This window comes from Clostridioides sp. LIBA-6822, from assembly GCF_056688955.1.
The window spans coordinates 405,048-431,123 of the sequence record NZ_CP196995.1 but is presented as its reverse complement, the minus strand read 5'-3'; the positions used below and the strand labels follow the sequence as shown (position 1 = coordinate 431,123).

At 28.9% G+C, this 26,076-nt stretch carries 18 protein-coding genes and 1 pseudogene; 7 read left to right on the top strand and 12 right to left on the bottom strand.

The genetic code is table 11. The features are described 5' to 3' along the window. Positions 1 to 30: 30 nt before the first annotated feature. From ACTG48_RS02380 to ACTG48_RS02360, 5 genes are all read right to left on the bottom strand, one after another. The gene (locus tag ACTG48_RS02380; RefSeq protein WP_479918010.1) at positions 31 to 972 is read right to left on the bottom strand and encodes a hypothetical protein; all 942 of its coding nucleotides are present in this window, start codon (positions 970 to 972) and stop codon (positions 31 to 33) included. Positions 973 to 1,058: 86 nt separating this feature from the next. After that, the gene (locus ACTG48_RS02375) at positions 1,059 to 1,751 is read right to left on the bottom strand and encodes a metallophosphoesterase (RefSeq protein ID WP_021382970.1); all 693 of its coding nucleotides are present in this window, start codon (positions 1,749 to 1,751) and stop codon (positions 1,059 to 1,061) included. Between the two features lie 109 nt (positions 1,752 to 1,860). After that, positions 1,861 to 2,673, bottom strand: a complete 813-nt coding sequence (locus ACTG48_RS02370; RefSeq protein WP_021382941.1) for a GTP pyrophosphokinase — start codon at positions 2,671 to 2,673, stop codon at positions 1,861 to 1,863. 50 nt (positions 2,674 to 2,723) lie between these two features. Further along, positions 2,724 to 3,635: an MBL fold metallo-hydrolase gene (locus ACTG48_RS02365; protein ID WP_479918009.1), complete on the bottom strand. Its 912-nt coding sequence runs from the start codon at positions 3,633 to 3,635 to the stop codon at positions 2,724 to 2,726. A 44-nt stretch (positions 3,636 to 3,679) separates the two neighbouring features. Beyond that, complete coding sequence (locus ACTG48_RS02360) at positions 3,680 to 4,429, bottom strand: YkgJ family cysteine cluster protein (RefSeq protein WP_021382926.1); 750 nt, start codon at positions 4,427 to 4,429, stop codon at positions 3,680 to 3,682. An 88-nt stretch (positions 4,430 to 4,517) separates the two neighbouring features. On the opposite strand from ACTG48_RS02360, the gene ACTG48_RS02355 reads away from it, so the two are divergent. From ACTG48_RS02355 to ACTG48_RS02345, 3 genes are all read left to right on the top strand, one after another. Beyond that, the gene (locus tag ACTG48_RS02355) at positions 4,518 to 4,769 is read left to right on the top strand and encodes a hypothetical protein (RefSeq protein ID WP_021382967.1); all 252 of its coding nucleotides are present in this window, start codon (positions 4,518 to 4,520) and stop codon (positions 4,767 to 4,769) included. A 225-nt stretch (positions 4,770 to 4,994) separates the two neighbouring features. Continuing rightward, positions 4,995 to 5,414, top strand: coding sequence for a hypothetical protein (locus ACTG48_RS02350; RefSeq protein WP_021382997.1), 420 nt, complete (start codon positions 4,995 to 4,997; stop codon positions 5,412 to 5,414). 24 nt (positions 5,415 to 5,438) lie between these two features. After that, positions 5,439 to 10,496 (top strand): DUF5724 domain-containing protein, encoded by a 5,058-nt coding sequence (locus ACTG48_RS02345; protein ID WP_479918008.1) that lies wholly within the window; start codon positions 5,439 to 5,441, stop codon positions 10,494 to 10,496. A gap of 162 nt (positions 10,497 to 10,658) precedes the next feature. Here the strand turns inward: ACTG48_RS02345 and ACTG48_RS02340 are convergent, their stop codons facing one another. Next, positions 10,659 to 11,396 carry a LytR/AlgR family response regulator transcription factor gene (locus ACTG48_RS02340; RefSeq protein WP_021382999.1) on the bottom strand — a complete coding sequence of 246 codons (738 nt, stop codon included), beginning with the start codon at positions 11,394 to 11,396 and terminating at the stop codon, positions 10,659 to 10,661. 18 nt (positions 11,397 to 11,414) lie between these two features. Beyond that, positions 11,415 to 12,350 carry a sensor histidine kinase gene (locus ACTG48_RS02335; RefSeq protein ID WP_479918007.1) on the bottom strand — a complete coding sequence of 312 codons (936 nt, stop codon included), beginning with the start codon at positions 12,348 to 12,350 and terminating at the stop codon, positions 11,415 to 11,417. Between the two features lie 207 nt (positions 12,351 to 12,557). Here ACTG48_RS02335 and ACTG48_RS02330 point away from each other — a divergent pair, with 207 nt between their 5' ends. The 3 genes from ACTG48_RS02330 to ACTG48_RS02320 are packed head-to-tail and all read left to right on the top strand — an operon-like array spanning position 12,558 to position 16,189. Beyond that, positions 12,558 to 15,134: an ABC transporter permease gene (locus ACTG48_RS02330; protein WP_021382904.1), complete on the top strand. Its 2,577-nt coding sequence runs from the start codon at positions 12,558 to 12,560 to the stop codon at positions 15,132 to 15,134. An 11-nt stretch (positions 15,135 to 15,145) separates the two neighbouring features. Then, on the top strand, positions 15,146 to 15,808 hold the full coding sequence (locus ACTG48_RS02325; protein ID WP_479918006.1) for an ABC transporter ATP-binding protein: 663 nt from the start codon (positions 15,146 to 15,148) through the stop codon (positions 15,806 to 15,808). A 39-nt stretch (positions 15,809 to 15,847) separates the two neighbouring features. Then, positions 15,848 to 16,189 carry a hypothetical protein gene (locus ACTG48_RS02320; protein ID WP_021382906.1) on the top strand — a complete coding sequence of 114 codons (342 nt, stop codon included), beginning with the start codon at positions 15,848 to 15,850 and terminating at the stop codon, positions 16,187 to 16,189. A 360-nt stretch (positions 16,190 to 16,549) separates the two neighbouring features. Here the strand turns inward: ACTG48_RS02320 and adhE are convergent, their stop codons facing one another. Then, positions 16,550 to 19,192 carry a bifunctional acetaldehyde-CoA/alcohol dehydrogenase gene (gene adhE, locus ACTG48_RS02315; protein ID WP_479918005.1) on the bottom strand — a complete coding sequence of 881 codons (2,643 nt, stop codon included), beginning with the start codon at positions 19,190 to 19,192 and terminating at the stop codon, positions 16,550 to 16,552. An 877-nt stretch (positions 19,193 to 20,069) separates the two neighbouring features. On the opposite strand from adhE, the gene ACTG48_RS02310 reads away from it, so the two are divergent. Next, the gene (locus tag ACTG48_RS02310; RefSeq protein WP_021382899.1) at positions 20,070 to 21,668 is read left to right on the top strand and encodes a putative manganese-dependent inorganic diphosphatase; all 1,599 of its coding nucleotides are present in this window, start codon (positions 20,070 to 20,072) and stop codon (positions 21,666 to 21,668) included. Positions 21,669 to 21,750: 82 nt separating this feature from the next. Here ACTG48_RS02310 and ACTG48_RS02305 read toward each other — a convergent pair whose 3' ends face one another. The 4 genes and pseudogenes from ACTG48_RS02305 to ACTG48_RS02290 all read right to left on the bottom strand — a co-directional run bounded on the left by ACTG48_RS02305 (position 21,751) and on the right by ACTG48_RS02290 (position 26,066). After that, positions 21,751 to 23,415: a collagen-like domain-containing protein gene (locus tag ACTG48_RS02305; protein ID WP_479918771.1), complete on the bottom strand. Its 1,665-nt coding sequence runs from the start codon at positions 23,413 to 23,415 to the stop codon at positions 21,751 to 21,753. Positions 23,416 to 23,478: 63 nt separating this feature from the next. Then, positions 23,479 to 23,982 (bottom strand): annotated as a pseudogene (locus ACTG48_RS02300) (DNRLRE domain-containing protein); the annotation flags it as partial. Between the two features lie 742 nt (positions 23,983 to 24,724). Next, positions 24,725 to 25,249 carry a peptidylprolyl isomerase gene (locus ACTG48_RS02295; RefSeq protein WP_479918004.1) on the bottom strand — a complete coding sequence of 175 codons (525 nt, stop codon included), beginning with the start codon at positions 25,247 to 25,249 and terminating at the stop codon, positions 24,725 to 24,727. Between the two features lie 64 nt (positions 25,250 to 25,313). Next, positions 25,314 to 26,066 (bottom strand): patatin-like phospholipase family protein, encoded by a 753-nt coding sequence (locus tag ACTG48_RS02290; RefSeq protein WP_021382895.1) that lies wholly within the window; start codon positions 26,064 to 26,066, stop codon positions 25,314 to 25,316. Positions 26,067 to 26,076: the final 10 nt, after the last annotated feature.

Sequence of the window (26,076 nt, the reverse complement as noted above, 5' to 3'; positions counted from 1 at the left end):
CTCCCTTTTAACTTATATCCTTAATTCTTATTAATTAATATTATTTATTTCTGCTCCATCTATTTCTTCTTTTAAATCATTTAATCTATTTTTAAAACTTTCTATCTGCTTATCTGACAAATCAAGGTACTCAGTTATCTTCCCTATATATTTAGGGCTTTTAGTATTTATTAACTTTAAAGCACTTTCCATAGATTTTTGTCTAAGTTCATATGCTTTCTTTACATCATCTCTAGCATTACTCAATGTTTCTGTATACTCTTCCTTAGAAAGTTCTGGAATCTGCATATTTTTATACTCTTTTACAACTTCTTTACACTTATCTCTAGCATTTGTAACGTCTTTTTTTATACTAGACAATTTAGTTATATTTTTTGCTATATCCTTAGTATAAGGTATACATTCTCTCATTGGAACTAAAGCGACTCTTTCTATATTATAAATTTCTTTCTTAAAAATTCCTATACTTTCTATATCTATTTTTTTTATATCTTCACTATTTTTTTCTTTACTTGTTTGATTACTATTTTCTTTTGTTACGCTTTCTTGTTCTTCTGATTTATCATTTACTGAAACATTATTCTCTGAATCACTATCTTCTTTTACATCCTTATTTTCTTCTTTATTACTTTCTTTATTTTGTGCATTTTCATCTTGCTTACTATTTAAATCTTTATTATTTGATACCTCTTCATTCTTTTCCTTGTTCTGTTTTAAATCAGCACTTTCTTTTTCATTAAAGTTTGATACATACTTTTCATCATATGTCTCATCAGAAATATAATTGTGATAATACATAGATTCTTTTATCTTATTAAGTCCACTCATATAAATATTACTTATCATTATTGTTGTAGCTAATACCACGTAAATACTACTGTAGATACAAGACCTCTTAAAATTCTTGTAATTTCTGAATATCACTACTAAAGGAATAAGATATAAAAATATAAAAACTAATATCCACCTCATAAGTCGTGTCTCCTTTCTCAAAACCGAAATCCCTCAAATATTTATTTTTAATCATGTATCTTATAGTATTTACCAATTTATGTTTTTTAATCGTTAACTTTTATTAAATTAAATTCTGTATAGTCACAGGATGCTAATATATATTCTACTCCATTTCGAACTCCCTTTAATCCCATTTTAAAAGATTCTTTACCATGTAAATGACCATAAATCACTTTCTCTACGTTATATTCTTCAAATAACTTTGTAAATAGAGATTCTTCTAGTTTATCATTTGTAGGAGGATAATGAGTAATCACAATTATTTTTGAGTGACCTCTTTTACGAGCAGACTCTAATGATAATCTCAGTCTATTTTCTTCCCTTTTATAAACTTTCTCATCAGTCTCATCAAATTTAACATCATTAGGGCATATCCAACCCCTACCTCCACAAATTGCATAGTCTTTATATTCATAAAAATTTGTCTGAATGAAACTCATATTTTCATATAATTTATTTAAACTTGTAACGGTTGTCCACCAATAATCATGGTTTCCCTTTATAAGTATTTTCTGTCCTGGAAGTTCGCTTATTATATCTAAGTCTTTTTTAGCTTCTGATAAATTAATTCCCCAAGATGTATCTCCTAATACTAAAACTAAATCTTCTTCCTTAACAACCTCTTTCCAATTATCTATAATCTTCTTTTCATGACCATCCCAATTACTTCCAAAGATATTCATTGGCTTATTGACTGATGTTGAAAAATGTAAATCTCCTATAGCATATAAACTCATAATATCATTCCTTTCTTGATTACACTAAATAGGCTGTCTCTTTTTAGAAATTATTTTCCATTAAGAGGCAGCCCCATTAATATTTAGCAAATTTTATATAAGTAGCTTTTTATTGAACTACTTTATCATCTACCTTGGTATTTTTATATTGCTCTAATAATATATCTATTTCTTGTTTTAATTCCAAAATTTCGGTTATATTTTTATCCGTTTCAGTTCTATCCAGTTTTCTTTGATACTGCATAGCTTTATGTGTATCACCCAAGTCGTATAACTCTTGTATTCTATTTAGAGTGTCTCTAATAGCTATAGACTTCATTTGATACATAGCCTGAGCTTTCATTATATCCTCTCTTATTTCGCTCATTTCTTGGTCTAAAAGAAACGCAGCATCAGATGCCCTTCTAAGTCTTTCGGCAAGAGTCTCAGGTATGTAATGGTCATATTTATATTTTAATGAATGTTCTATTGTAGCCCAGAAATTCATTGCAAGAGTTCTTATTTGTATTTCACATATGATTTCCTTTGAACCCGCAATTGAGTTTATAGGGTATTTTATTATAACATGAAAGCTTCTATAACCACTATCTTTGTAATTTGTAATATAATCTTTTTCTCCTATTATAGTCATATCATTTCTTACTTTTATCAAATCAACTATAGCATATATATCTTCAACAAACTGGCACATTATTCTTATACCAGCAATATCATCAATTTCAGTTTCTATATCTTTTGCATTTATCCTTTTTAATTTAGATATTATGGAAGATATTTTTTTTGTTCTACCTGTGACAAACTCTATGGGAGAATATTCACCTTTTGCTAAATATTCTTTTCTTATATTTTTAAATTTTATTTTCAATTCTTCTACTGCATGTTCATAAGGTGCTAGTATCTCATTCCATTTTTCGTATTCCATATTGCTCACCCTTTATTTGTTTTTTATGACCTTCTTTATTTTATCATAATTTATTTTGTTTTTGTATAGTAAAGCAATTCCCCATTCTCCAATATATATCCTATTTCTTCTAAATCAACTAAGTAACTTATAACAGATACTAACGAAGATTTAAAAAAATGATACTCTTTATAATTATTGCTTAAATTATTGTTATTTATAATGTTTTTTAATAAAATTTCTAAAGATTTTGGCTCTTCAAGTAACTTTCTTATTTGACATAGATATTTTTGTAGTGCATTTAAATGTTTTTCGATTAATTTATAGGAATCTTCTTTTGATATTACTTGCTTACCATGCCCTAAAACTAAGTACTCAAAATCTATATCCTTTAATTTCTCTAATGAATTTATTTGTTCTTGTATATCATATAGAAACAAGAAATCATATTTTGATAGAATTTCATCTCCTATTAATAAATCTCCAACAAAAATCACCTTATCTTTTGTCAAAACGGCTATACTGCCAGGTGTGTGACCTTGGAACTCAATTATTTCAAACATTTCATTGTTTAATTCAAGCTTACCAGCTTCTATATATTTATCTATTTTTATATCATCCAGCATTTTACTTTTTAAAATATTATCCATAAATATATTGCTCTTTCCCCCGACAATATACTTTGAAAATAGTTCTGGATTTTCTATATATAATTTATCGTATTTAGATGACATTATGCACACATCTTTATAATACTCTTTAAATTGATTACATGCTCCATAGTGGTCATCATGCCCATGAGTATTTATAATATATTTAACATGTATTTTATTTTCATCTAAAACTTTATTTACTCTCCTAGGCCTTGAACCACATAATCCTGGGTCTATCATAAGTGCTGTGTTATCTTCAAATACATATATTCCTGTGTTTGTGCCACCTTTTATAAAAAAGGTATTTCCTTTTACTTTTGTAAGATTCACCTTCTTCACCTCATTTTGACAATATTTATGCTACAATTAATTTATTACTTACTAGTATGAGAATCTACAAGAATAATCCTTTTTATTCTATCAATAGTTCTTCTTCTTATGTTGGACTCTTTAGATATCCTTATTTTTACATTATACGATAAGTCTCTATAAAGTAATGACTCCATAAAATATTCAACTATACCTCTATCTCTAAAATCTATATCTATAAGCCCATTAGAATAAATTTTTGAATCTAATATCATAAGTTTATCAGAAAAACTTAATCTCTCAGATTTATTTAAATAAGCTTTATTTGGTATAAAGCTGTCACAATAATCTATTCTATAATTTACTACTTTATCATTTATTTCAAATCCATACTGTTTCTTCATCAATACTTTATATTCGTTATTTTTCTTAGTAACATTAGCTAAATTTTTATTATAGTCTTCTTTTTTCCAATGTCCAAAAAGTCTACAGTTTAATGGTCTAACTTCATATATTAAGCATTTGTTTTTATTATCTTTAAATGGACATGGATTCTTTCTCGTATACTCTTCAAAGTAGTAATCTAATATCTTGCTTGTACAGCTTTCTTTTAAATCAACTCTATCTTCAAGATAACAAAATATATTCAAAAACTCAATTAAATTTATACCTACCGATTCCATACAACAATTTCCACATCCAGAACAATTTCCTATTGGTAAGGATTTATATACATCATTTAGTTCATCAAAGAGCTTGTTTTTAATGGAATAATCTATACAATTTAAAATATCTTTATTTTTTATACTAGTCATTATTAATACTCCTTGTTATAATTATTAAGTTAATACAAACAATTATTATAACATATTTTTAAAATTTAATCGCATGAGGAGGCATTTTATGAATAGATATACAAAAATAATCAATATGATGGGAAGTTATTACACAAAAGACTTCGAGAAAGAAAAAAAGAATGTAATAAAGGTTAGAGAAGTTAAAGAAGATACTGTTAAAAAATTTTTCTTACAAGGTGACTGTGAAGTTCTTGTAGTATTTGAAGATACTGGGAAAGAAATACTTATTGATGACTTTTCTCCTGAAGAAGAAATCAAAAAATATTTAGGACCAAAATTCGTAAATAAAAAAAGATAGCTATCAAAAGTAATTCTAAAATTAAAATTTAATAAATGTATAGTTATAATTTTATATACTCATAGTTAAAAGTTATCTTTTATTGCTTTTTTAGACTTTAAGATAGCTTTTTTTCTATTTTTTGTAAAATAATCTCATAATTCACATTAATAATTCACAAAATGATATAATATAACAAATAGATAAATTTTTAAATATATAATTAATGTTTTGCGAGGTGATTTTATGCAAATTTATTTTAGAGTTAAAGCCGTTGGCAAACGCAAACCTATGCTAGAACTTACCCCTTTTGATTTATCTGACAACATCAATTGCCTAAAAGAGGCTATCTCTGAAATTGTATCTAAAAATGTTCTTGAATATAATGAGAAAATCCCAGAAAAATCAATAATAAACTTCTTAACTAATGAAGAAATTGAATCTCAAGCTGATATTGGAAAGGTTGGATTTGGTTCTATTTATAATGAAAATAAACAATCTGTAGAAAAAGCAATAGAAGTTGCATTACAATCATTTGAAGATGGAATCTACAAAGTGCTTATAAATGAAGATGTTATTGAAGAACTTGATTCCCCTATAAATCTAAAAGATGGAGATATATTTACCTTTATAAGACTTACCTTACTTGCTGGAAGAATGTTTTAAAATAAATAATTTGGAGGTACATAAATGTTGGAACGTACTAGAGTAGAAAAAAATCCTAAAATAATTGAAAATTTTAAAAATAATTTCACTAAATCTTCTTCAAAAAAGTACTATGACTTAGCAAAATCTCTTTGGGATTGTATAGAAAACAGCTCATACTATTATAGAGACCCTGAAGATAAATTCTTAAATATGATAAATAAATACTACAATTGCTATTACTATGAGATTAAAAATATTGATGAACTCCTTTCTGGACCTTTAAAGAATGCATTGGAATTAATATTTACTTCTGAGCAAGTAGAAGAACTTTGTCAGTTAATTAAAAGAAAGATGGATTATACATATTCAGGAGGCTATTATCGCAAGGGTTATCGTTCAAATAAACTTGTAGATTATTTTAGAAGTATAATCAGATTTATTTCAAACTATGTCGATTTAATTTATTATGATTTCTCAGTTATAGATTACCTTACCCTTCCAAATAAGGTCTTATACTATGACTCTGTAATGAGTGATAAAATAGCACTAGAAATAGATAACGGAAATCAAGAAATAATCAGTGCCTTGGAAGAAGTAATATTTGGAGAAAATCAAACTGCCCTACTTACAAGACAAATGATAATTGGTATTATGAAAAGCCATAGTGAGAAATGCTATGAAATGCTTTCTAAACTTCTTTTGGCAGCTAAGCAACAAGAAGGTCTTAGACAACAAATTGTAGAGAGTTTAGATGAAGGTACAATTTCTGCATCAATATACATGTTAAAAACTATCTTGGACAATAATTTAGAGAGATTTAGTTCTGTTATAAGAGCTTTGGATACATGGACAGGACTTGGTTTTTCAGACCAAAAACCTGGAATAATACGTAAGTGCTTAGAACTTTCATATAAATCATTGACTGATGAAAAATTCCGTACAGAATCAGTTAATAGTGATGATAATCTCGAAATTTATTTTGCTTTATGGGCTACTGCAACTTACAATATATATGACTCTTACTCTCTTATTGAAGATTTACTTTCTTGTCAGGAAAAATATAAAAAGCTTATAGGACTTTACTTCCTATCACATACAGAAAGTACATATTTCAAACACTCGATAGCATCTAAAAATATCAAGGGAGATGATTTAGAGATTCTAGCATGGGTAATTAGAAATTTCTATGTAGAAAGTTCTGTTGGCTACTACTATAATTGGCAAAATAAAGAAACTGACTTTGACCTATCAAACACTCCAATTGATAAAGACTTTAATGCTAGAAAAGAACAATTTGAAAATTTAAAACATACTTTAGAAATTTTAAATTCAAAGACTAAATCCTTTTTAGGAAGTGTATTTCCATGGACTTGGATTGAAATTTCTTCTCACGATATACTTAAGTGTATGATGACACTAACAGCGTACGATATGAATGAACAGTTTATAGAGGTTCTTATGGAAAATTGTCACCTTATGAGCTCAGACTTAAGAGCTTCACTTATAGTTAATTTTATAACTGAACCAAAAACGGATAGACAACGTGAGTTCTTACTAGAATGTTTAAGTGATAAGAGTGTTTCCAATAGAGAAACTGTGCTTAGCCTACTTAGAAAACTTGAACTAACAGACATAGAGTTAGACAAAATAACCAATCTACTTTCTTTAAAGACAAGCTCTATTAGACAGACAGTAATAAAAATTTTACTTGAACAAGATGATTCAAAATTAGAGAATATTACTTCCTCACTTATAAAATCTTCAAACTCACAAAAATGCCTTGGAGGTCTTGAAATTGTAAACTTATTAAAAGACAATTCTGGTAGACAAGAATTATATGATAAGCTTATTTTACTGATAGAAGATATTGATAAATCTAAAAAAAATACATCTCAAGTTCAAATATTAATTGATAATTTATTAGGGAAAGCAAAAAATGATTATTGTAAAGAAAATGGTTTTGGAATATACAGCCCCAAAAACAAGGTTCAAATTCCTGAGCAATTTGGTTTTAAAGATGATTCTTCTACTACATCAAAACTTAATAAAATTATTTCAAATATAAGTTTATCTTCAAGTGAAGAATCTGTTTCTATATCAACAAAAAAAGAAGCTAAAAAAATTCTTGATACGGACATAAATAAAATAATACAAGTTTATGAAAAATTTGATGAACTTATTACTGAAAATGCAGATTATGAATATGAAGTTGAAAGATGGTCAGGAAATGTGGAAAAAGTGCTTTTAGGTTACTCTACTTATAATCTGACTCCTATTAAATATAAGACTTCTAATGATACTCTTGATAATTATCCATTGGCAGGACTTTGGAGGGGAATTAGTAAAAAACTCGATTTAGACTACAAATTAATACTTGATATTTTATTTTATAATATAAATACATGCGGATATAATGAAATAGAAAAAAGTTGGTTTTCGTCTATCTATTCAAATGTTCTTGACTATAAAAAACAAAAGAAAATATCTACAAGACTTCAGAAATTAAAATTCGATGCACTTACAAGAAGACTTCTAAGAGTTTTACTAAATGAGTTTGACCATAAAGAGATATTTGACTATTGTTTAGAAATATATTATAAACTAAGAAATTTATTAACTACAGAACAATGTAAAAAACAAAGAGTTGAATTTACTAAAAACTATTATAGACAAAATGAATACTGCCCTGCTTTAGATGCCCCTATTTTAAATTATTGGCTTGATAAAGCACATTCATTTATTTATGATGATATTTCTTTTACTAAGTTTTTCTATACTACATTTTCAAATTATCAGTTATTAGAATATAAATTTCCTTTTTATACTAGCATAGGTGTATTTGCTCGTGCTCATGAATTAGGATTAATGACTGAAGAACAAGTTAATAGAGAAATTATAAGTGGATACAATTCATCAAATATAATAAGAACACTAACAAATCCTAGATGGGCTGGAGACACATTAGAAAAGTATCCTTGGCTTAAAAACAATTTAAAAACTGTTACAAATAGAGTTATAGAAATTGAATCACGTAGAGGTGATATGCCAACAGAAGTTTCTCATCTAGCTAATAACATACAATATTTTGAAGGTATAAATTATTTTGTCAATCTGTTAGTTGCTCTTGGTAAAGAAACTTTCCAGAGAGGATATTCATATGGTAGCAATTATTCAAAAAAAGACGTTTTAAGTTCTCTTCTTAAAAATTGTTATCCTACTAAAGAAGATGACTCAAAAGAATTAAAAAAATTGCTTAAAGGCACTGACATTACTGAATTAAGATTGATAGAAGCTGCTATGTACGCTCCTCAATGGGTTAATATAATTGAAAAGTATTTAAACTGGAAGGGTCTAAAGAGTACAATTTGGTACTTCCATGCACATATAAATGAAGGATTCTCTGCACAAAAAGAATCAGAAGTTGCTCTATTCTCTCCTATTTCACCACGTAGTTTCATTGATGGCGCATTTGATGTAGATTGGTTTTTAGATTCATATAAGACTATTGGCGAAGAGAGATTCAATATACTTTACAAATCAGCTAAGTATATAACTAGTGGTGGTAACTCTCATAGACGTGCACAACTTTATGCTGATGCTACACTTGGTAAACTTGATAAGGAGATGTTAATGAAAGAAATTGAAACAAATAGGAATCAAGACAAATTGAGAAGTCTTTCTTTACTTCCTATGAAAAAAGGAGACCTTAAAGAAGCAACTTTCCGTTATGAATTTATTCAAAAATTTGCTAAAGAAAGTAAACAATTTGGAGCACAACGTCGTGAAAGTGAATCAAAGGCTTGTACAATAGCACTAGAAAATCTAGCTAGAAGTGCTGGATTTGGAGATGTCAATCGTATGATGTGGGCTCTTGAAACTGAAAAATTAAATGAAGTTGCTCATTTATTTAAGCCAAAAGATATTGATGGAACTTCAATTTGGATAGATGTTGATGAAAATGGTAAAGCATCTACTAAAGTTCAAAAAGGTAATAAATCTTTAAAAAGTATACCAAAATCCATTGCCAAACATCCATATGTACTTGAACTTAAATCTGTTCAAAAAGATTTAAAGAGTCAGTATTCTCGTGCAAAACAGAGTTTAGAGCAAGCTATGAAAAATGAAATAATATTTACAGTTAAAGAAATCTCCAATATTTATAAAAATCCAGTTATCTGCCCTTTGATTAAGAATCTAGTGTGGGTGTGTGATGATAATATTGGATATGTTTATAATGATAAATCTAAGTTTTTTATTTGCAATATAGAGGGCGAAACTTATAAATTAACAGCAAAAAATAAATTAAAACTTGCACATCCGGTTCATCTTTTTGAGTCTGGTAAATGGAGCGAATTCCAACATGACTTATTTAATAAGCAAATTGTTCAGCCATTTAAGCAAGTATTCCGTGAGTATTATAGAATAAATAGTGATGAATTATCTGAAAAAACTATATCTCGCAGATATGCTGGGCACCAAATCCAGCCAAAGAAAACTGTAGCACTTCTTAGAAATCAGCTTTGGACTGTTGATTATGAAGAAGGTTTACAAAAAGTATTTTATAAAGAAAATATAGTAGCAAAAATGTTTGCACTTGCTGATTGGTTTTCGCCAGCAGACATTGAGCCTCCTACTATTGAAACAGTAGAATTCTTTGATAGAAAAACTTATAAAAGCTTAGAATTGGCTTCAATACCTCCAATTTTATTTTCAGAAGTTATGCGTGATATAGACCTCGTTGTAAGTGTCGCTCATGCTGGTGGTGTTGACCCTGAAACAAGCCACTCTACTGTAGAGATGCGTATAGCAATTGCTAAAGAATTACTATTATTGTTAAAGATTAAGAATGTAAATTTTGAAGGTTCTCACGCTCTTATAGCAGGTAATTTAGGTGAGTATTCTGTACATATGGGTTCTGGTGTTGTACATAAAAAAGGAATGGGAGCTTTAAATATACTTCCTGTACATTCTCAAAGTAGAGGTAAGATATTCCTTCCTTTCGCTGATGAAGACCCTAAGACTGCTGAGATTATGTCTAAAATCTTATTACTTGCTGAAGATAATAAGATTAAAGACCCTAGTATCTTAAGCAACTTATAAATATAAATGTTATCTCTAAAACATATTGGACTTTCTATCTTTCCATGAAAGTCCAATATGTTTTTATATTATATTTTATATAAATTAATTTATAATTATAATGAATTTATATGATATCTTCATAATACATATTCTATAGGAATGAAAGTTTTTTTCTCTTCACTAGAATCTTTTAACCCTATAAAACCTATATAGAAAATCTTTTTCTAGTGATTTATTTAAGATAGCACTTTCTTGAAAATTTATAAATTTTATCTCTAGAGAAGACTTATTTATAGGTATAACCTTATGTATAAGCCTTAAATTTACTATGTATTGTTTATGAGTCATAAAGAAATTAGGAGGTAGGCGTTTTTTTAAATCATCAAAGTTCTCATAAAATTTTATCGTATCTTCATCTCTAGTATATAAATTGATAGCTCTTGAATTTTTCTCAAACATGACTATATCATCAAAATTAATCATATGTATCTGTTTCCTTATTTTATATACAAAAAGAGTGTCTTCTATAAAATTATTTTTAGCAATTTTATGAGAGTTAATATGGTCTATTGCTATGTTAATTGAATCAAGAATTTTTTCTTTTTTAAATGGCTTAACTATAAAATCTATAGGATGTACTTTAAAACTCTCAAGGCTATAATCAGCAAAACCTGTTACAAATACTATATGTATATCTTTATCTATAGAAAGAATTTCTTTGGCAGAATCAATCCCATTTTTATATGGCATATCAATGTCAATAATCAATAAGTCTATTTTCTCACTTTTTATAAATTCAATTGCTTCTATACCGTCCTTGACTTTCTTAACATAATCTACATATCCAGACTCTTTAACTATATTTGCTATATCATCTCTTACAATTTTATCATCATCACAAATCAAAACTTTTATCACAGACTTCTCTCCTCCTAACTAATAATATTTTGGTATTAAGATTACAAATTCAGTTAAAAAATCATCACTATTTACAAGTATACTATAGTCATACTTATCTAGTATATTTTTAACTAGATATAACCCAAAACCTCTGTCTTGTCCTTCTTTAGTGCTAAACCCATCCAAAAATATACTTTCGGCATTAGGTATTTTAGGACCATTATTTTTTATGGCTATAATATACTGAAATTCATCTTCATATGCATGTAATCTTATATACTTATTTTCCTTTTGTATAGCAGACAAAGTTTCTATTGCATTGTCTATTATATTTAATAGTACTGAACTCATATCGTTAGGTTCAATTTCTAAATTATCCATAAAATCTTGGATATATACATCAAAAGATATGTTCTTTTCAAGACATTCCTCATATTTTAAGGAAGCTATAGCATCTAAATAAGATACTTTCCCATATCTTGAATTTTTTGATTTGAAACTATTTGATATATTCATTATATATTCTTTGGCATCTTCAGCTAAGCCAGTATTTAATAAAGAATATACTACTTGTAAATGTTTTAAATAGTCATGTTTTTGACTTCTTAATTTCACGATTATATTGTCCTTATGATTTATTTTACTATCTAGTTTTTGTAACTTGTACTCTTGTTTATTGTTATTGTCTAGCAATCTTATAAATTTAAATCCTATATAAAGACTTAAAATAATTAAACTTAAAAAAAGTATAATATTTAATACTCCTTCAAGTAAAAAATTATATCCTAAACTTAATTGTATATACTCAATACCCTCCATGAATAAAATCCATACAAAACACGATACAAAAAATGTTAATATTCCTCTTTTTAATATGTCTAATTCTTTATAAAACCTGTACTTATTCATTATAAGATTGCTAAATATAAACAAAGTTAGTATTACTATAGGAAATACAAAATGGTTATCCATGATTCCCCTCCCCTCTACAATTTATATAGGGATTATATCATTTTAAAAAAATTATGTAAAAAGTCAAAATTTACATGTACATTAATTAAACTTGCAAAAACATATATAAATTTGTACAATTAAGTACTCAAAACTTGAAGATACTTACTTTGATATATATTTTAAATAAACATATAATTAAGTTAGCTAAGAAAGGAAGTGGTAAATATGAAAGATAATTTGAAAATAGTACTAAGATACATAAAAAGTTATAAAGCAAGATCTTTAGCAATTACTCTGAGTATAATTCTTGCTACATCACTCATTGTTGGTATTGGCACCCTCTCAAGAAGTGCTCAACAAGCAGATGTAGATAGATTGAAAAGAGAGCTTGGAACTGACCATGCATACTTTAAAGATATAAAGAGAAATCAATTAGAATCCATAAAATCTGGTAAAGATATTAAAAACCTAGGTATAACATCTTATTATGCATCTACAGATGTTAATGAAAAATTACCTATAAACATACAATATGCAAATAAAAATTACTTGACTAATCAATCTAAACTTATAAAAGGTCACCTTCCAAAAGCTAGCAATGAGGTGGTAGTAGAAAAATGGGTTTTAAATAGTATGGGTCTAAAACCAGAAATAAATCAAAACCTTACTTTTAAATTATATCAAAAAGAAAAACCAGAGACTTTTAAAGTTGTAGGAATACTTGAAGATAGATTTATAGAGAAACAAAAGGGGAAATGTGAAATTTTTTTAAACCTACATGAATCAAAATTGAATAAGTTTACAGCTTCTATTGAATTTAATGAAGGCAGTGATATAAATACAAACATAGACAATATAGTAAAAAATGCTATGTTGGATGAGAAAAGCGTAGGAAGAAACTCAATGCTTATAGACGCTACTATGGAAAATGGTACTTTAGATAATTCAAGTAAATATGTTGCAATTGCTATGAGTATATTTTCTGGTATTGTAATCTATAGTATCTATGTTATATCAATATACCAAAGAGTACAAGAATATGGTATCTTAAGAGCTATTGGCTCCACTAACTTTAGGATTTTCAAACTTATGTTTTATGAACTTTTTATACTTGCTCTGATAGCAATGCCTCTAGGTATATGTACAGGTATGGGAGGTGCACAAATATTTAATAGGTCTGCAGGAAATATTCAATTTGAAGGAAATATAAATGTTACCCCTTTTGTTATTCCAGATAAAATAATCCTCTTATCAATTGCATGTATAATACTGACAATACTCATTATAAGTTTCTTTACATATTTAAAGATAAGAAGAATTTCTCCTATTGATGCTATAAGAAAAACTTTTGGAACTGATAAAAATATAATCAAAGTTAATTCTTTAATATCAAAATTGACTTTAAATATGTCAGTAACAAAATCTATATCTGCAAAAAACATCTTTAGAAATAAAAAGGGATTCCTTATAATTGTATTATCTATGAGTATAGGGGGTATAATTGTCATAAAAGACAATTATAAATATTCTTTTTTAGATGTCCAAAATAAAAACATCCAAGAGCAAGCATATATGAATGCAGATTTTATTCTATCAAACACTCATCTCAATGAAATTGGTGACAATACTTCTTTTAAAGATATAAGGGGTTTTAATGATAATCAGATAGATAAAATTAAAAATATAGATGGAATTGATAAAGTCAAAACTGCTAGCATCTTAAACACTAGAATAGAGGTAAATAAAATAAATAGATTAGATTACTACGAAACTATAAATTCAGCTCCTTATTATAAGAAAAATCCTCTATTCATCAAAAATAAGACTACTGGAAAATATACATTAAAGCAAAAACTAAAAGGTTATAATGATGAGATGATAAATTCATTAGAAGATTACTTAGTAAGTGGAAGTATAAACTTGAAAAAAATGAAAAAAGAAAACTTAGCTATAGTATATGTACCAGAAATTTCTGAAACACAGAAATACACAAAGACCTTTACTCCTGGTGAAGGAACACCAGCTATAGATATAAAGGTAGGTGATACTATAAAAGTTAAATATCCAAAGGCCGGAATGGATACAGGACTTTATGAAAGTCTAAAAGATAATTATGAATACTTAGAATATGAATTTAAAGTTGGAGCTATTATAAGTTATACTTTTGCAGATAATGGTATGTACTCTGGAGATGATGGTGTAGATGTAATAACGAGTAGCGAATATCTAAAAAAATTAACTGGTGTAGATAAGTATAACTTAGTTTATACAGACCTTAATAAAAATGCAAACAAGAAAAAAATAAATAAACTTCTAGGCAAAATTGGAAGTGAAGTTCCTGGAACTACAACAGTAGATATGATGGTAGAAAAAGAAAATTCTGATAAGATGACATCTAGATCCATGATTTATAGTTATGGCATAGTAGCAGTAATGTTCATAATTAGTGTACTTAACATAATAAATAACATAAGTTATAACTTAACTTCAAGAACTAGCGAATTTGGAATGTTGAGAGCTATTGGTATTTCTGAGAGAGGCTTTAAAAATATGATACTTTATGAAGGAATATTATATGGAACACTCTCAAGTGTAATTACCATTGTTGCAGGACTTATAATACAATTTAAAATGTATTATATGCAAGGCTTTGTATCATATGGATTAGATTTTTCAATAGATTACAAAATATATATCCTAATTGTTTTAGCAAACATAATTGTAGGTATTCTAGCTACATATATTCCATTAAGGAAAATAAATAAAATTAGTATAGTTGAAGCTATAAACATTACAGAATAGGAGGAGTAATTATGCCTATATTAGAGATTCTTAACTTAGGTAAGATTTATGGAAAAAAGGAAACATCTGTACATGCACTAAAGGATGCAAATTTAAAAATAAATAAGGGTGAATTTGTTGCGATAATTGGCCCAAGTGGAAGTGGAAAAAGCACATTTCTACATTTAGTAGGAGGTCTTGAGAGACCAAGTAATGGAACTATAAAAGTAGATGGTAAAGATATATGTTGCCTTTCAGATAAAAGATTAGCAAAATATAGAAGACAAAAAGTAGGATTTGTATTTCAACAGTATAACTTAATTCCAGTATTAAATGTAAAAGAAAATATAGAATTACCACTAAAGTTAGACAATAAAAAAGTTGATGAAGAATACATCGAAGACCTTATAAATTTATTGGGTCTTAGTGAGAGAAAAAATCATCTTCCAAATCAATTATCTGGTGGTCAACAACAAAGAGTTGCTATTGCTCGTGCTTTATCTGCAAAACCAAGTATAATCCTAGCAGATGAACCAACAGGAAATTTGGATAGTAAAACTACAGAAGAAGTCATGGATTTACTAAAAAATTCTATAAAAAAATATAACCAAACTCTTATAGTAATAACACATAATGAAAATATTGCTAGAAAAGCAGATAGAGTTATATCTATAATAGATGGAGAGCTTAGTTAAACTAATACTCTAAAACTACTTATAGAAAAGAGGATTTAAATGTTATTGGTTTTAGGTAATTTAAATTTAGACTTGGATTTTGACTATAGAATAATAAGAGAAGAAAACGATGATGTAGATGTATTTATAGATATTAATTATCGTAGCTTAGATATAGATACTGACGGTTCTAACTTATTTAATTCTAGAATCCAATTTCCCTTTGTAAGAGCATTGATTCTAAGGGTAAATAAGAACAATCAATGTATGACAATTCATTTATTAAGGGACATAGATTTATTCTCTGCTTTTGCTAACTTTGAAGTAGATTATACTGATTCTATAATAAATATAAAAAATCAAAGTGAGAAAGTTATTCTAAATAAATCTATCAAAAAATAGTAAGGGGGCCTTAATAGGCCCCAATTCTTTTTCTTTTCTAAACTTATTATATCATGATAAATAAATTAGTCAATAGAATTTTCTGAATATTTTTATAATTTTTTCATAAAGTTTTTTATATATTCTGCTTTAAAATTATATGTAATAAAAAAATTTTCCGACTAATTTTAAAGTTAATTGATTAAATACACATATTCAAAATCAATATGAATTTCCTAACTTTTTATCATTTCTATTTAAGATTTAAGTTATAATGTATTATTAACAACTATTTATATACGAATCTAATAAAACTCTATTTATATTCAAATCTAATAATTTATATACAAGTCTAATAGAACATATATTGTACAATGAATATTATTTACCATAATAAACTTTTAGATATATCTCTTTTAATTCACTCATCAATGGGTATCTAGGATTAGCTCCTGTACATTGGTCATCAAAAGCTTGTTCAACCATAGCATCCAATCCTTCTAAGAATTTAGATTCCTCTACCCCAGCCTCTTTTATAGTCTTAGGAAGACCTACTCTTGCCTTTAAGTCATCTATTGCTTTTATAAGGTTATCTACTTTTTCTTGGTCTGTGTTTCCCTTAATTCCTGCAAAAGAAGCAAATTCAGCATATCTTTGTATACAATCAGGATATCTGTATTGTGAGAATGCACCCATCTTATTTGGAGCTTCTGCACAATTGAACTTGATTACTTCATTTATTAACAATGCATTTGCAACACCGTGTTGAACATGGTGGAATGCACCTAATTTATGTGCTAAAGAGTGGCATATTCCTAAGAAGGCATTTGCAAAAGACATACCTGCCATAGTAGATGCCATTGCCATTTTTTCTCTTGCTTCTTTATCATTCTTTCCATTTTTGTATGCACGAGGTAGATATTCAAATATTATCTTACCTGCTTGAAGTGCCAATCCATCAGCTGGTTCAGTTCTTAACATAGATACATATGCTTCTAGGGCATGTGTTAATGCATCAACACCTGATGCTGCTGTTAATCTTGGTGGCATTTCCATCATCATATCAGCATCAATTATAGCCATGTTTGGCATTAATTCATAATCTGCTAATGGATATTTTACACCTGAATCTTGGTCAGTTATAACTGCAAATGGAGTTACTTCTGAACCAGTTCCTGCTGAAGTTGGGATAGCAGCAAAGTATGCTTTTTCACCCATCTTAGGGAATACGTATACTCTCTTTCTTATATCCATAAATCTCATAGCCAAATCTTGGAAGTCTACCTCTGGATGCTCATACATTACCCACATTATCTTGCCAGCATCCATTGCACTACCTCCACCTACAGCTATTATTAAATCTGGTTGGAAATCAGCCATAGCTTTAGCTCCTTCTCTTGCACAAGCTAATGTTGGGTCTGGAGCAACATCAAAGAATGTAGTATGCTTAATTCCCATCTCATCTAATAAATCAGTTAGTTTCTTAGTGTATCCATTATTATAAAGGAAAGAGTCTGTTACTATAAAGGCTTTCTTTTTATCCATAACATCTTTAAATTCTCTTGCTGCTACACCTAAACATCCTTTTTTGAAATAAACTTTTTCTGGTGCTCTAAACCAAAGCATATTCTCTCTCCTTTCAGCTACTGTCTTGATATTAAGTAAATGCTTTACTCCTACGTTTTCAGATACTGAGTTTCCACCCCAAGAACCACAGCCAAGAGTAAGAGATGGTGCTAATTTAAAGTTATATAAGTCACCTATACCACCTTGTGATGATGGAGTATTAACTAGTACTCTACAAGTCTTCATTGCATTTACAAACTTTTCTACTCTATCTGGATGATTTATAGCGTCTGCATATAATGAAGATGTATGACCATATCCACCATCTGCAACTAATTTTTCAGCTTTAGCAACTGCATCTTCAAAACTTTTAGATTTATACATTGCAAGTACAGGAGAAAGTTTTTCATGTGCAAAAGGTTCATCTAATTCAACAGATTCTACTTCACCAATTATTATTCTAGCTGTTTTTGGAACTTCTACATCTGCCATTTTAGCTATAATATGAGCTGGTTGTCCAACTATTTTAGCATTTAATGAACCATCAATTATTACTACTTTTCCTACTTTTTCTGTTTCTTCTTTAGTTAAAAAATGTGCTCCACGATATTTAAATTCTTTTTTAACTTCTTCATATATTTTTTCTGGTACTATCACTGCTTGCTCAGAAGCACATATCATACCATTGTCAAATGATTTTGATACCAATATTGAACTTACAGCCATTTTTACATCTGCACTCTCATCTATTATTGCAGGTACATTTCCAGGTCCAACTCCAACAGCTGGCTTTCCTGAAGAATACGCAGACTTAACCATTCCAGGTCCACCAGTAGCCAATATAAGGTCTGCCTCTGCCATAACAACATTAGTAAGTTCGATTGAAGGTACATCTACCCAACCTATAAGTCCTTTTGGTGCACCCGCCTTGACTGCTGCATCATGTACAACTCTAGCAGCTTCTATAGTACAGTTTTTAGCTCTTGGATGAGGAGAGAAAATTATACCATTTCTAGTTTTTAGTGCTATTAGAGATTTAAATATTGCTGTTGATGTAGGATTAGTTGTTGGTATAACTGCTGATAAAACACCTACTGGTTCAGCAATCCTTGTAAAACCAAATGCTTCATCTTTTTCTATGACACCACAAGTTTTAGTATCTTTATAAGCATTATAGATATATTCTGACGCAAAATGATTTTTTATAACTTTATCTTCAACAATACCCATACCAGTCTCTTCTACTGCCATCTTTGCTAGAGGTATTCTTTGTTGATTTGCTGCAGTTGAAGCAGCTAAGAAAATTTTATCCACTTGCTCTTGTGTAAATGTTGCAAATTCTTTTTGTGCTAGTCTTATTTCTTCTAATCTTATTCTTAATGTCTCAACACTATTCACAATTTCAGGACTACATACTTCAACACTTGATTTTTCTACAACCTTTTCTTTTTTCTCCATACTAAAAACCTCCCTAAATAATTATGCATCTCCTATTTTTATAAATCTTAAATGCATCATCTATATTTTTACTTATACTTAAAATAATTTTATAGATTTCATCTCTATACTTTAGATTTTATTTACTTTGTGCTCCTAGGTCAAGAAGTTTTTTTCTGAATATTTTGTCAATTTATTTTTTAACAAATACATTATTTTTTTTACTTTTATTTAAATTTTTTATCTAAATGAGATATTTTTCATTTAAATAATTTACTTTGACTAAATAAAATACTAAAATGATAATTTATATCTTTCACTTTTTTTACTTATTAAATTTTATATGTTATTTATGTATTATTTGTATAAATATAAGATAAAATTTTTGTCGTATTTTCATAAAATAACGATTATTTTTGATTTATATGCAATTTTTCTTTCTACAACCTCTGTATAATTTTTTTAAAAATATAAACTGGAATTATTATAGTTTATATAAGTTATTTTTTAATCAATATAGCATAATTATGCTTTTCATATGTATAAATAAGTTTTATGTTAAATCCGTTAATTTTTTACTTATAATATATATACAAAAATTTTTATAGTATAAAATATTTATAAATTTTTAATTTATTATCATATTAATTAATTTTTTCGCAGGTATATTTAATCAATTTATTTCAAATAAAAGTAAATTTAATTGTGTATATGATTGGGTAAAAGTATAATATAATAATAATTTTTATATTAAATTCGCAGTATTTATGTAAGAAATAAAATTTTATATAATATTTTTTCACTAAATTTTTTTCTTTTTACAACAAATACTCACCACCTTTTGATATAATATTTTTATCAATTATTATTATATTCAAGTTTTGAAAGGAGTATTAAAATGAGTTTATTAGTTTTCGGACATAAAAATCCAGATACAGATTCAATATGTTCTGCAATTTCATTAGCACATTTAAAGAACAAATTAGGAATGAAAGCAACAGCTTATGCTTTAGGAGATATCAGAAAAGAAGCTAAATATGCCTTAGATTACTTTAAGGTAGATGCACCTGAAATCTTAGATAATGTTAGAATACAAGTTAGAGATTTAAATTATGATAAAGTAGTACCTTTAACTCCAACTTCATCTATATTAGAGGCTTATAATCTTATGGATGAAAAAAATGTTAAAACACTACCTGTAACTTATGATGATGGAACTTTTGCTGGTATCATTACTATGAAAGAAATAGCTAAAAACCTACTTCATCAACACTTTACAACTATACACACATCACTATCAAACATTTGTAAAAATCTTGATGGTACTATCCTTGTGAATTGCGGAGAGGATGTAAAAGGTAGAGTGGTTACTTTATCATTTGGTATGGAAACCCTAATAGAAACTTTAAAAGAGGGAGACATAGCTATCGTTGGTGACAGATATGATAGTATTGAATATGCCATTGATACAAAAGTTAAACTTTTAATACTTACTAATCATACAGAAATTTCAAAAGACTTGCTAGCTCTTGCTAAAATAAATGGAGTGTCTGTTGTTTCTGTTGAAAGTGACAACTACAAAACTTCTAATGTGATAAATCAGTGTAGTTTCTTGGACTCTATAGAAGCTACAGAAAATTTAATTACATTCAAAGAAGATGACTACATGGATGAAATAAAAGAGATTATGCTAGAGACAAACTTCAGATCTTATCCTATATTAGATGATGATAATAAGTTTTTAGGACTGATTTCAAAAGGTCATCTATTAAATCCAACTAAAAAGAATGTTGTTTTAGTTGACCATAATGAATATGCTCAAAGTGCTGATGGAATTGAACAGGCAAATATAGTTGAAATAGTTGACCATCATAAACTTGGTGGTATTTCTACTGATGTTCCTATGTCTTTTAGAGTTATGCCTGTTGGATGTAATAGTACTATAATTTATCAAATGTACAAAGAAAATAATGTTGAGATACCTTATGAAATAGCCGGACTTCTTTTATCTGCTATATTATCAGATACATTATTATTTAAATCTCCAACAACAACTGACATGGATAAAAGAGCTTGTGAAGAACTAAGTAAAATAGCAAAAATAGATATGGAAAAATATGCTATGGATATGTTTAAATGTGGTACTTCTCTAGATGAATATACTATAGAAGAAATAGTAAATATGGACTTTAAAGAGTTTAATATGAGTGGACACAGAGTTGGTATTGGACAAGTATTTACTTTAGACATAGACTCTATATTTGCTAAAAAAGATGACTTTTTATCTTATATAAATTCAACTGATTATGATAAATTGGTTCTTGCAGTTACAGATATAATCAAAGAAGGTTCTTATTTAATTTATAAAGCAGAAGATAGATTAATTGCTGATGCTTTTGGTGTTGAGGGTGTTCAAGGTACATTTGCACCAGGTGTTGTATCTAGAAAGAAACAATTAGTGCCTAATTTAACTACTGCAATTAAGAACTTTAAATAATATAAAATTTTTAAACAATAAAAAACTGTTTCAAATATATATTTGAAACAGTTTTTTTGTTGTAGATATATTAAATATAAAATTAAGTCATAATAGTATCAGCTATTCTAAATATAGTCAAAGTAGCTGCTGTTCCTGCTGATTGACCATTTAGTATTCCTACTGACACGGATGAAAAGTTATTTATAGTAAATGTAGTTCCACCAAATAGAAAACCAACGAAATATCCAGAAATCAAACCTCCACCACCTGGTTCAGTAGTAAGACCTGCTAAGTCTTTACCTCCTAAAACAGGAAATAAAAATGAAAAAGAGTATTGATTTATACTTGATGAACCTGGTTGCAATGCTATTGAAACTGAGATATAGTACACACCATTTTCTTGTACTTTAAATGCCCCATTTGCATCTACTGTTATACTTGAACTATTTCCTATCACTGCCTGCCAATTTTTTATAGCTTCCCCATTGCCTAAAATTTGTGCAGATGGTGCGTTTAAAAGAAAGTTAGCAATCGGCTGTGAGGAATTGCCTGTCGCTCCGGTTGGACCAGTTACTCCCGTTGCTCCTGTATTTCCTGTTGGGCCGGTTACTCCTGTTGGACCTATTTCTCCTGTATTTCCTGTTGCTCCTGTTGGCCCTATTTCCCCTGTCGCTCCTGTGTTTCCTGTTGGACCTGTTACTCCCGTTGGCCCTATTTCTCCTGTCACTCCTGTATTTCCTGTTGGGCCTATCTCCCCTGTCGCTCCTGTGCTTCCTGTTGGACCGGTTGCTCCTGTTGGCCCTATCTCCCCTGTCGTTCCTGTGTTTCCTGTTGGACCGGTTACTCCTGTTAGACCTATCTCCCCTGTCGCTCCTGTGTTTCCTGTTGGACCGGTTGCTCCCGTTGAGCCTATTTCCCCTGTCACTCCTGTGTTTCCTGTTGGACCGGTTGCTCCTGTCTCTCCTGTATTCCCTGTTGGACCGGTTGCTCCCATCGGTCCTATTTCTCCCGTTGCTCCTGTATTTCCTGTTGGCCCTATTGCTCCTGTTGCGCCCGTTGGGCCTGTTATTCCTATTCCTGTTGCTCCTGTTGGGCCTATTTCTCCCGTTGCTCCTGTATTCCCTGTTGGACCAGTTGCTCCCATCGGTCCTATTTCTCCTGTTGCTCCTGTGTTTCCTGTTGCTCCTGTCTCTCCTGTATTCCCTGTTGGGCCAGTTGCTCCCATCAGTCCTATTTCTCCTGTTGCTCCTGTGTTTCCTGTTGCTCCTGTTTCTCCCGTTGCTCCTGTATTCCCTGTTGGACCGGTTACTCCCATCGGTCCTATTTCTCCCGTTGCTCCTGTATTTCCTGTTGGTCCTATTTCCCCTGTTACTCCTGTGTTTCCTGTTGGACCAGTTGCTCCTGTATTCCCTGTTGGACCAGTTACTCCCATCGGTCCTATTTCTCCCGTTGCTCCTGTATTTCCTGTTGGGCCTATTTCCCCTGTCACTCCTGTGTTTCCTGTTGGACCAGTTGCTCCTGTTGGACCTATTTCCCCAGTTGCTCCTGTGTCTCCTGTTGGACCTATTTCTCCAGTTGCTCCTGTATTCCCTGTTGGGCCAGTTACTCCCATTGGACCTATTTCTCCAGTTGCTCCTGTATTCCCTGTTGGGCCAGTTACTCCTATTGGACCTATTTCTCCCGTTGCTCCTGTATTCCCTGTTGGACCGGTTGCTCCCATTGGGCCGGTTGCTCCAGTTGCCCCTGTTGGGCCAGTTATTCCCATTGGAGGACACCAAGATTTAGGAGGACAACACTCTTTTTTTCTTTCTTCAAACGTTATAAGTATATATGGTTTGTTACGTCCTCTACTAGACGTAAATTCTATAATTTTACAAGGATAGTTTAAAGATAGAGCTAATCCATAATTAGGATATTTACCTACTGCCCATGCTTTTACAACATTTGTAATATTTAAACAAATATAATTAGATGTATCACTTATGCCAATTGGTAGATATCCTCCAATATTTTCTATAGGCAATTTATCATTCCATGATATAGTCCTTGAATTATAATATTCGACTATTCTTTTTACTTCAATATCTATTTTTTCATTAAAAACATAATTATTCTCTGAATTAATATGAATAAATAACTCTGCTTTTAATATATTTTTATCTTTTAATATCTTTGGTATTCTTACTTTAAAAAAAGTAAGGAGCCTTTCTTCTATAAAAGTACTTGAATATTTAGTTCCTATCAAACAATATTCTAAAAAACTAAAATTTTTATCTGGATATTTTTTTGATATAAAGGTATCATCATTTAAATAAAGTATAATATTTCTCATTTATAATCCCTCCATTTTGGGTCTATATTATACTATGTTAAAGTACATACTTAGTTACAGCATAGTTAGAAATTTACTCATTAAATATTTATATAATAATACTAATTTCTACAAAAAAAGAACATGTATTAGAAATTTCTAATAACATGTTCTTTTTCATTATTATATATTACACTTTAAATTATTCCTTGACTGGCCTAGCTGGTGTAAACTAAACCAGTCTCTCTCAAATATTAAGCACTTTTTTCTTCTTATGTTTTTTAGGATTTATTGTCTCTATTATTGTAAACCAAAGTTATAAAATTGTAAATAGAAGATATTTCCATAATGATATTTTTTTATAAACAAAAAGTACAAAAAAACTTATTTTTCTTAAATAAAATAGATAAAATAACTTCAAAAAATACTGAAATAAGTGTTTTCCATATATCTTCTGTATCTATTTAATATATTATTATATAAAAACTTAGATAAAAATAATTTTAGTAAACTTTTTTTAATTATACTTTACCTTTCAATTAAAATTTCATAATAATAATTTTATAGAATAAATAATTTGAAAATTCAATACTATTTTTAATTAATATATTTTGTAATTTACCATTTAATATTTTGATATAACTTTTCCTTATATAAAACAAATTAAAAAATGAGATGTATTCGTCTAAAGACGCAACTACATCCCACTTTATCTTCATTAAACAACATATATCTTTACTTATAGTTAAATTTTATATATGTTTTAGTTTTTTTCTACATCTGAGTAATCTATTCCAAAAGTCTCCACAGTAACAGATTTCATAACTTGTGGAGTTTGTGGCTTATCACCTGCATCTGTTCTAACTGATGCTATTTCATCAACAACATCTATACCTTCTATTACTCTACCAAAACCTGCATATTGACCATCTAAATGTGGTGAGTTTTTATGCATTATGAAAAATTGAGAACCTGCTGAGTTAGGTGCCATAGTTCTAGCCATTGATATGACTCCTCTCTCATGTTTTAAATTGTTAGTAAATCCATTACCACTAAATTCACCTTTTATAGAGTGACCTGGCCCACCCATTCCTGTACCATTTGGGCATCCACCTTGTATCATAAATCCTGGTATTACCCTATGAAAGATTATACCATTATAATATCCTTCATTTACTAACGATACAAAGTTTTTAACTGTGTTTGGTGCTATATTTGGATATAACTCAATTTTAATTTCTTTTCCATTTTCCATTTCTATAGTTACTATAGGATTTTTATTTTCCATAATTCATTACCTTCCTTTTCATTAGTTAAATTATACAATTACATTTATTATATTATACTCTAAATTAAAGTCTATCAAGTATATTTTTTCCTATTTCATATCCTTCTTGGTAAATAGCTTTGCAAAACTCATCATCAAAATTAAGAGTGTCTTTAGGTGCAAATTGAGTATTTGGTCTAACTACTATTATTCTGTCTTCATCATATATTTTTTTAATATCTTCTGGTAACTCATAATTATATTTTGTTGATATTAAAATAATCTTATCCACATTATCCCCAATTAAAGGTTCAATTAATGCACTCCTAATTAGACCTCCATCTAATTTAAAACCATCATAGAGTCCTTCTTGAACATCTTTTACAAATTGTTCTTTAAATCCAAGAGTAGCCTTTGGATTCGATGGTAACAATCCACTGTATGAAATGCTGATAATTGCTTCATTACGAGTCATTTTTGATACATTAACAATCTTTTCTGATACTACCTTATTATTGACTTCTACATAATTAACATAAAAGTTCATTTCTTCTATTTTGCTATCATCCAGTTCCCTTAAATTGTCTATAGCAGGAGAGTTATCCACAGTATTATTTACTATTTTTACATTTCCATTCTGGATATCTTTTATATTTGTCCACATTTTTTCCAACTTATCAACATTACCTGTGTACAAATAATATCCATTTATTGCTCCTATTGATGTCCCTGAAATTGAATAAAATTTATTTATTCCTCCATCATACAATGCCTTTACTACTCCAGCCTGGTAAGCTCCTTTTGCGCCTCCACCCTCTAAGCATAATCCTAATTTCATAGTCTCATCT

Excerpts from the sequence above, each read along its gene's own strand:
- ACTG48_RS02310 (WP_021382899.1), top strand. The coding sequence starts at position 20,070 with ATGAGTTTATTAGTTTTCGGACATAAAAATCCAGATACAGATTCAATA.
- ACTG48_RS02355 (WP_021382967.1), top strand. The coding sequence starts at position 4,518 with ATGAATAGATATACAAAAATAATCAATATGATGGGAAGTTATTACACA.
- ACTG48_RS02290 (WP_021382895.1), bottom strand. The coding sequence starts at position 26,066 with ATGAAATTAGGATTATGCTTAGAGGGTGGAGGCGCAAAAGGAGCTTAC.
- ACTG48_RS02350 (WP_021382997.1), top strand. The coding sequence starts at position 4,995 with ATGCAAATTTATTTTAGAGTTAAAGCCGTTGGCAAACGCAAACCTATG.
- ACTG48_RS02335 (WP_479918007.1), bottom strand. The coding sequence starts at position 12,350 with ATGGATAACCATTTTGTATTTCCTATAGTAATACTAACTTTGTTTATA.
- ACTG48_RS02330 (WP_021382904.1), top strand. The coding sequence starts at position 12,558 with ATGAAAGATAATTTGAAAATAGTACTAAGATACATAAAAAGTTATAAA.
- ACTG48_RS02380 (WP_479918010.1), bottom strand. The coding sequence starts at position 972 with ATGAGGTGGATATTAGTTTTTATATTTTTATATCTTATTCCTTTAGTA.
- ACTG48_RS02345 (WP_479918008.1), top strand. The coding sequence starts at position 5,439 with ATGTTGGAACGTACTAGAGTAGAAAAAAATCCTAAAATAATTGAAAAT.
- ACTG48_RS02360 (WP_021382926.1), bottom strand. The coding sequence starts at position 4,429 with ATGACTAGTATAAAAAATAAAGATATTTTAAATTGTATAGATTATTCC.
- ACTG48_RS02370 (WP_021382941.1), bottom strand. The coding sequence starts at position 2,673 with ATGGAATACGAAAAATGGAATGAGATACTAGCACCTTATGAACATGCA.
- ACTG48_RS02325 (WP_479918006.1), top strand. The coding sequence starts at position 15,146 with ATGCCTATATTAGAGATTCTTAACTTAGGTAAGATTTATGGAAAAAAG.
- ACTG48_RS02295 (WP_479918004.1), bottom strand. The coding sequence starts at position 25,249 with ATGGAAAATAAAAATCCTATAGTAACTATAGAAATGGAAAATGGAAAA.
- adhE (WP_479918005.1), bottom strand. The coding sequence starts at position 19,192 with ATGGAGAAAAAAGAAAAGGTTGTAGAAAAATCAAGTGTTGAAGTATGT.
- ACTG48_RS02375 (WP_021382970.1), bottom strand. The coding sequence starts at position 1,751 with ATGAGTTTATATGCTATAGGAGATTTACATTTTTCAACATCAGTCAAT.
- ACTG48_RS02305 (WP_479918771.1), bottom strand. The coding sequence starts at position 23,415 with ATGGGAATAACTGGCCCAACAGGGGCAACTGGAGCAACCGGCCCAATG.
- ACTG48_RS02320 (WP_021382906.1), top strand. The coding sequence starts at position 15,848 with ATGTTATTGGTTTTAGGTAATTTAAATTTAGACTTGGATTTTGACTAT.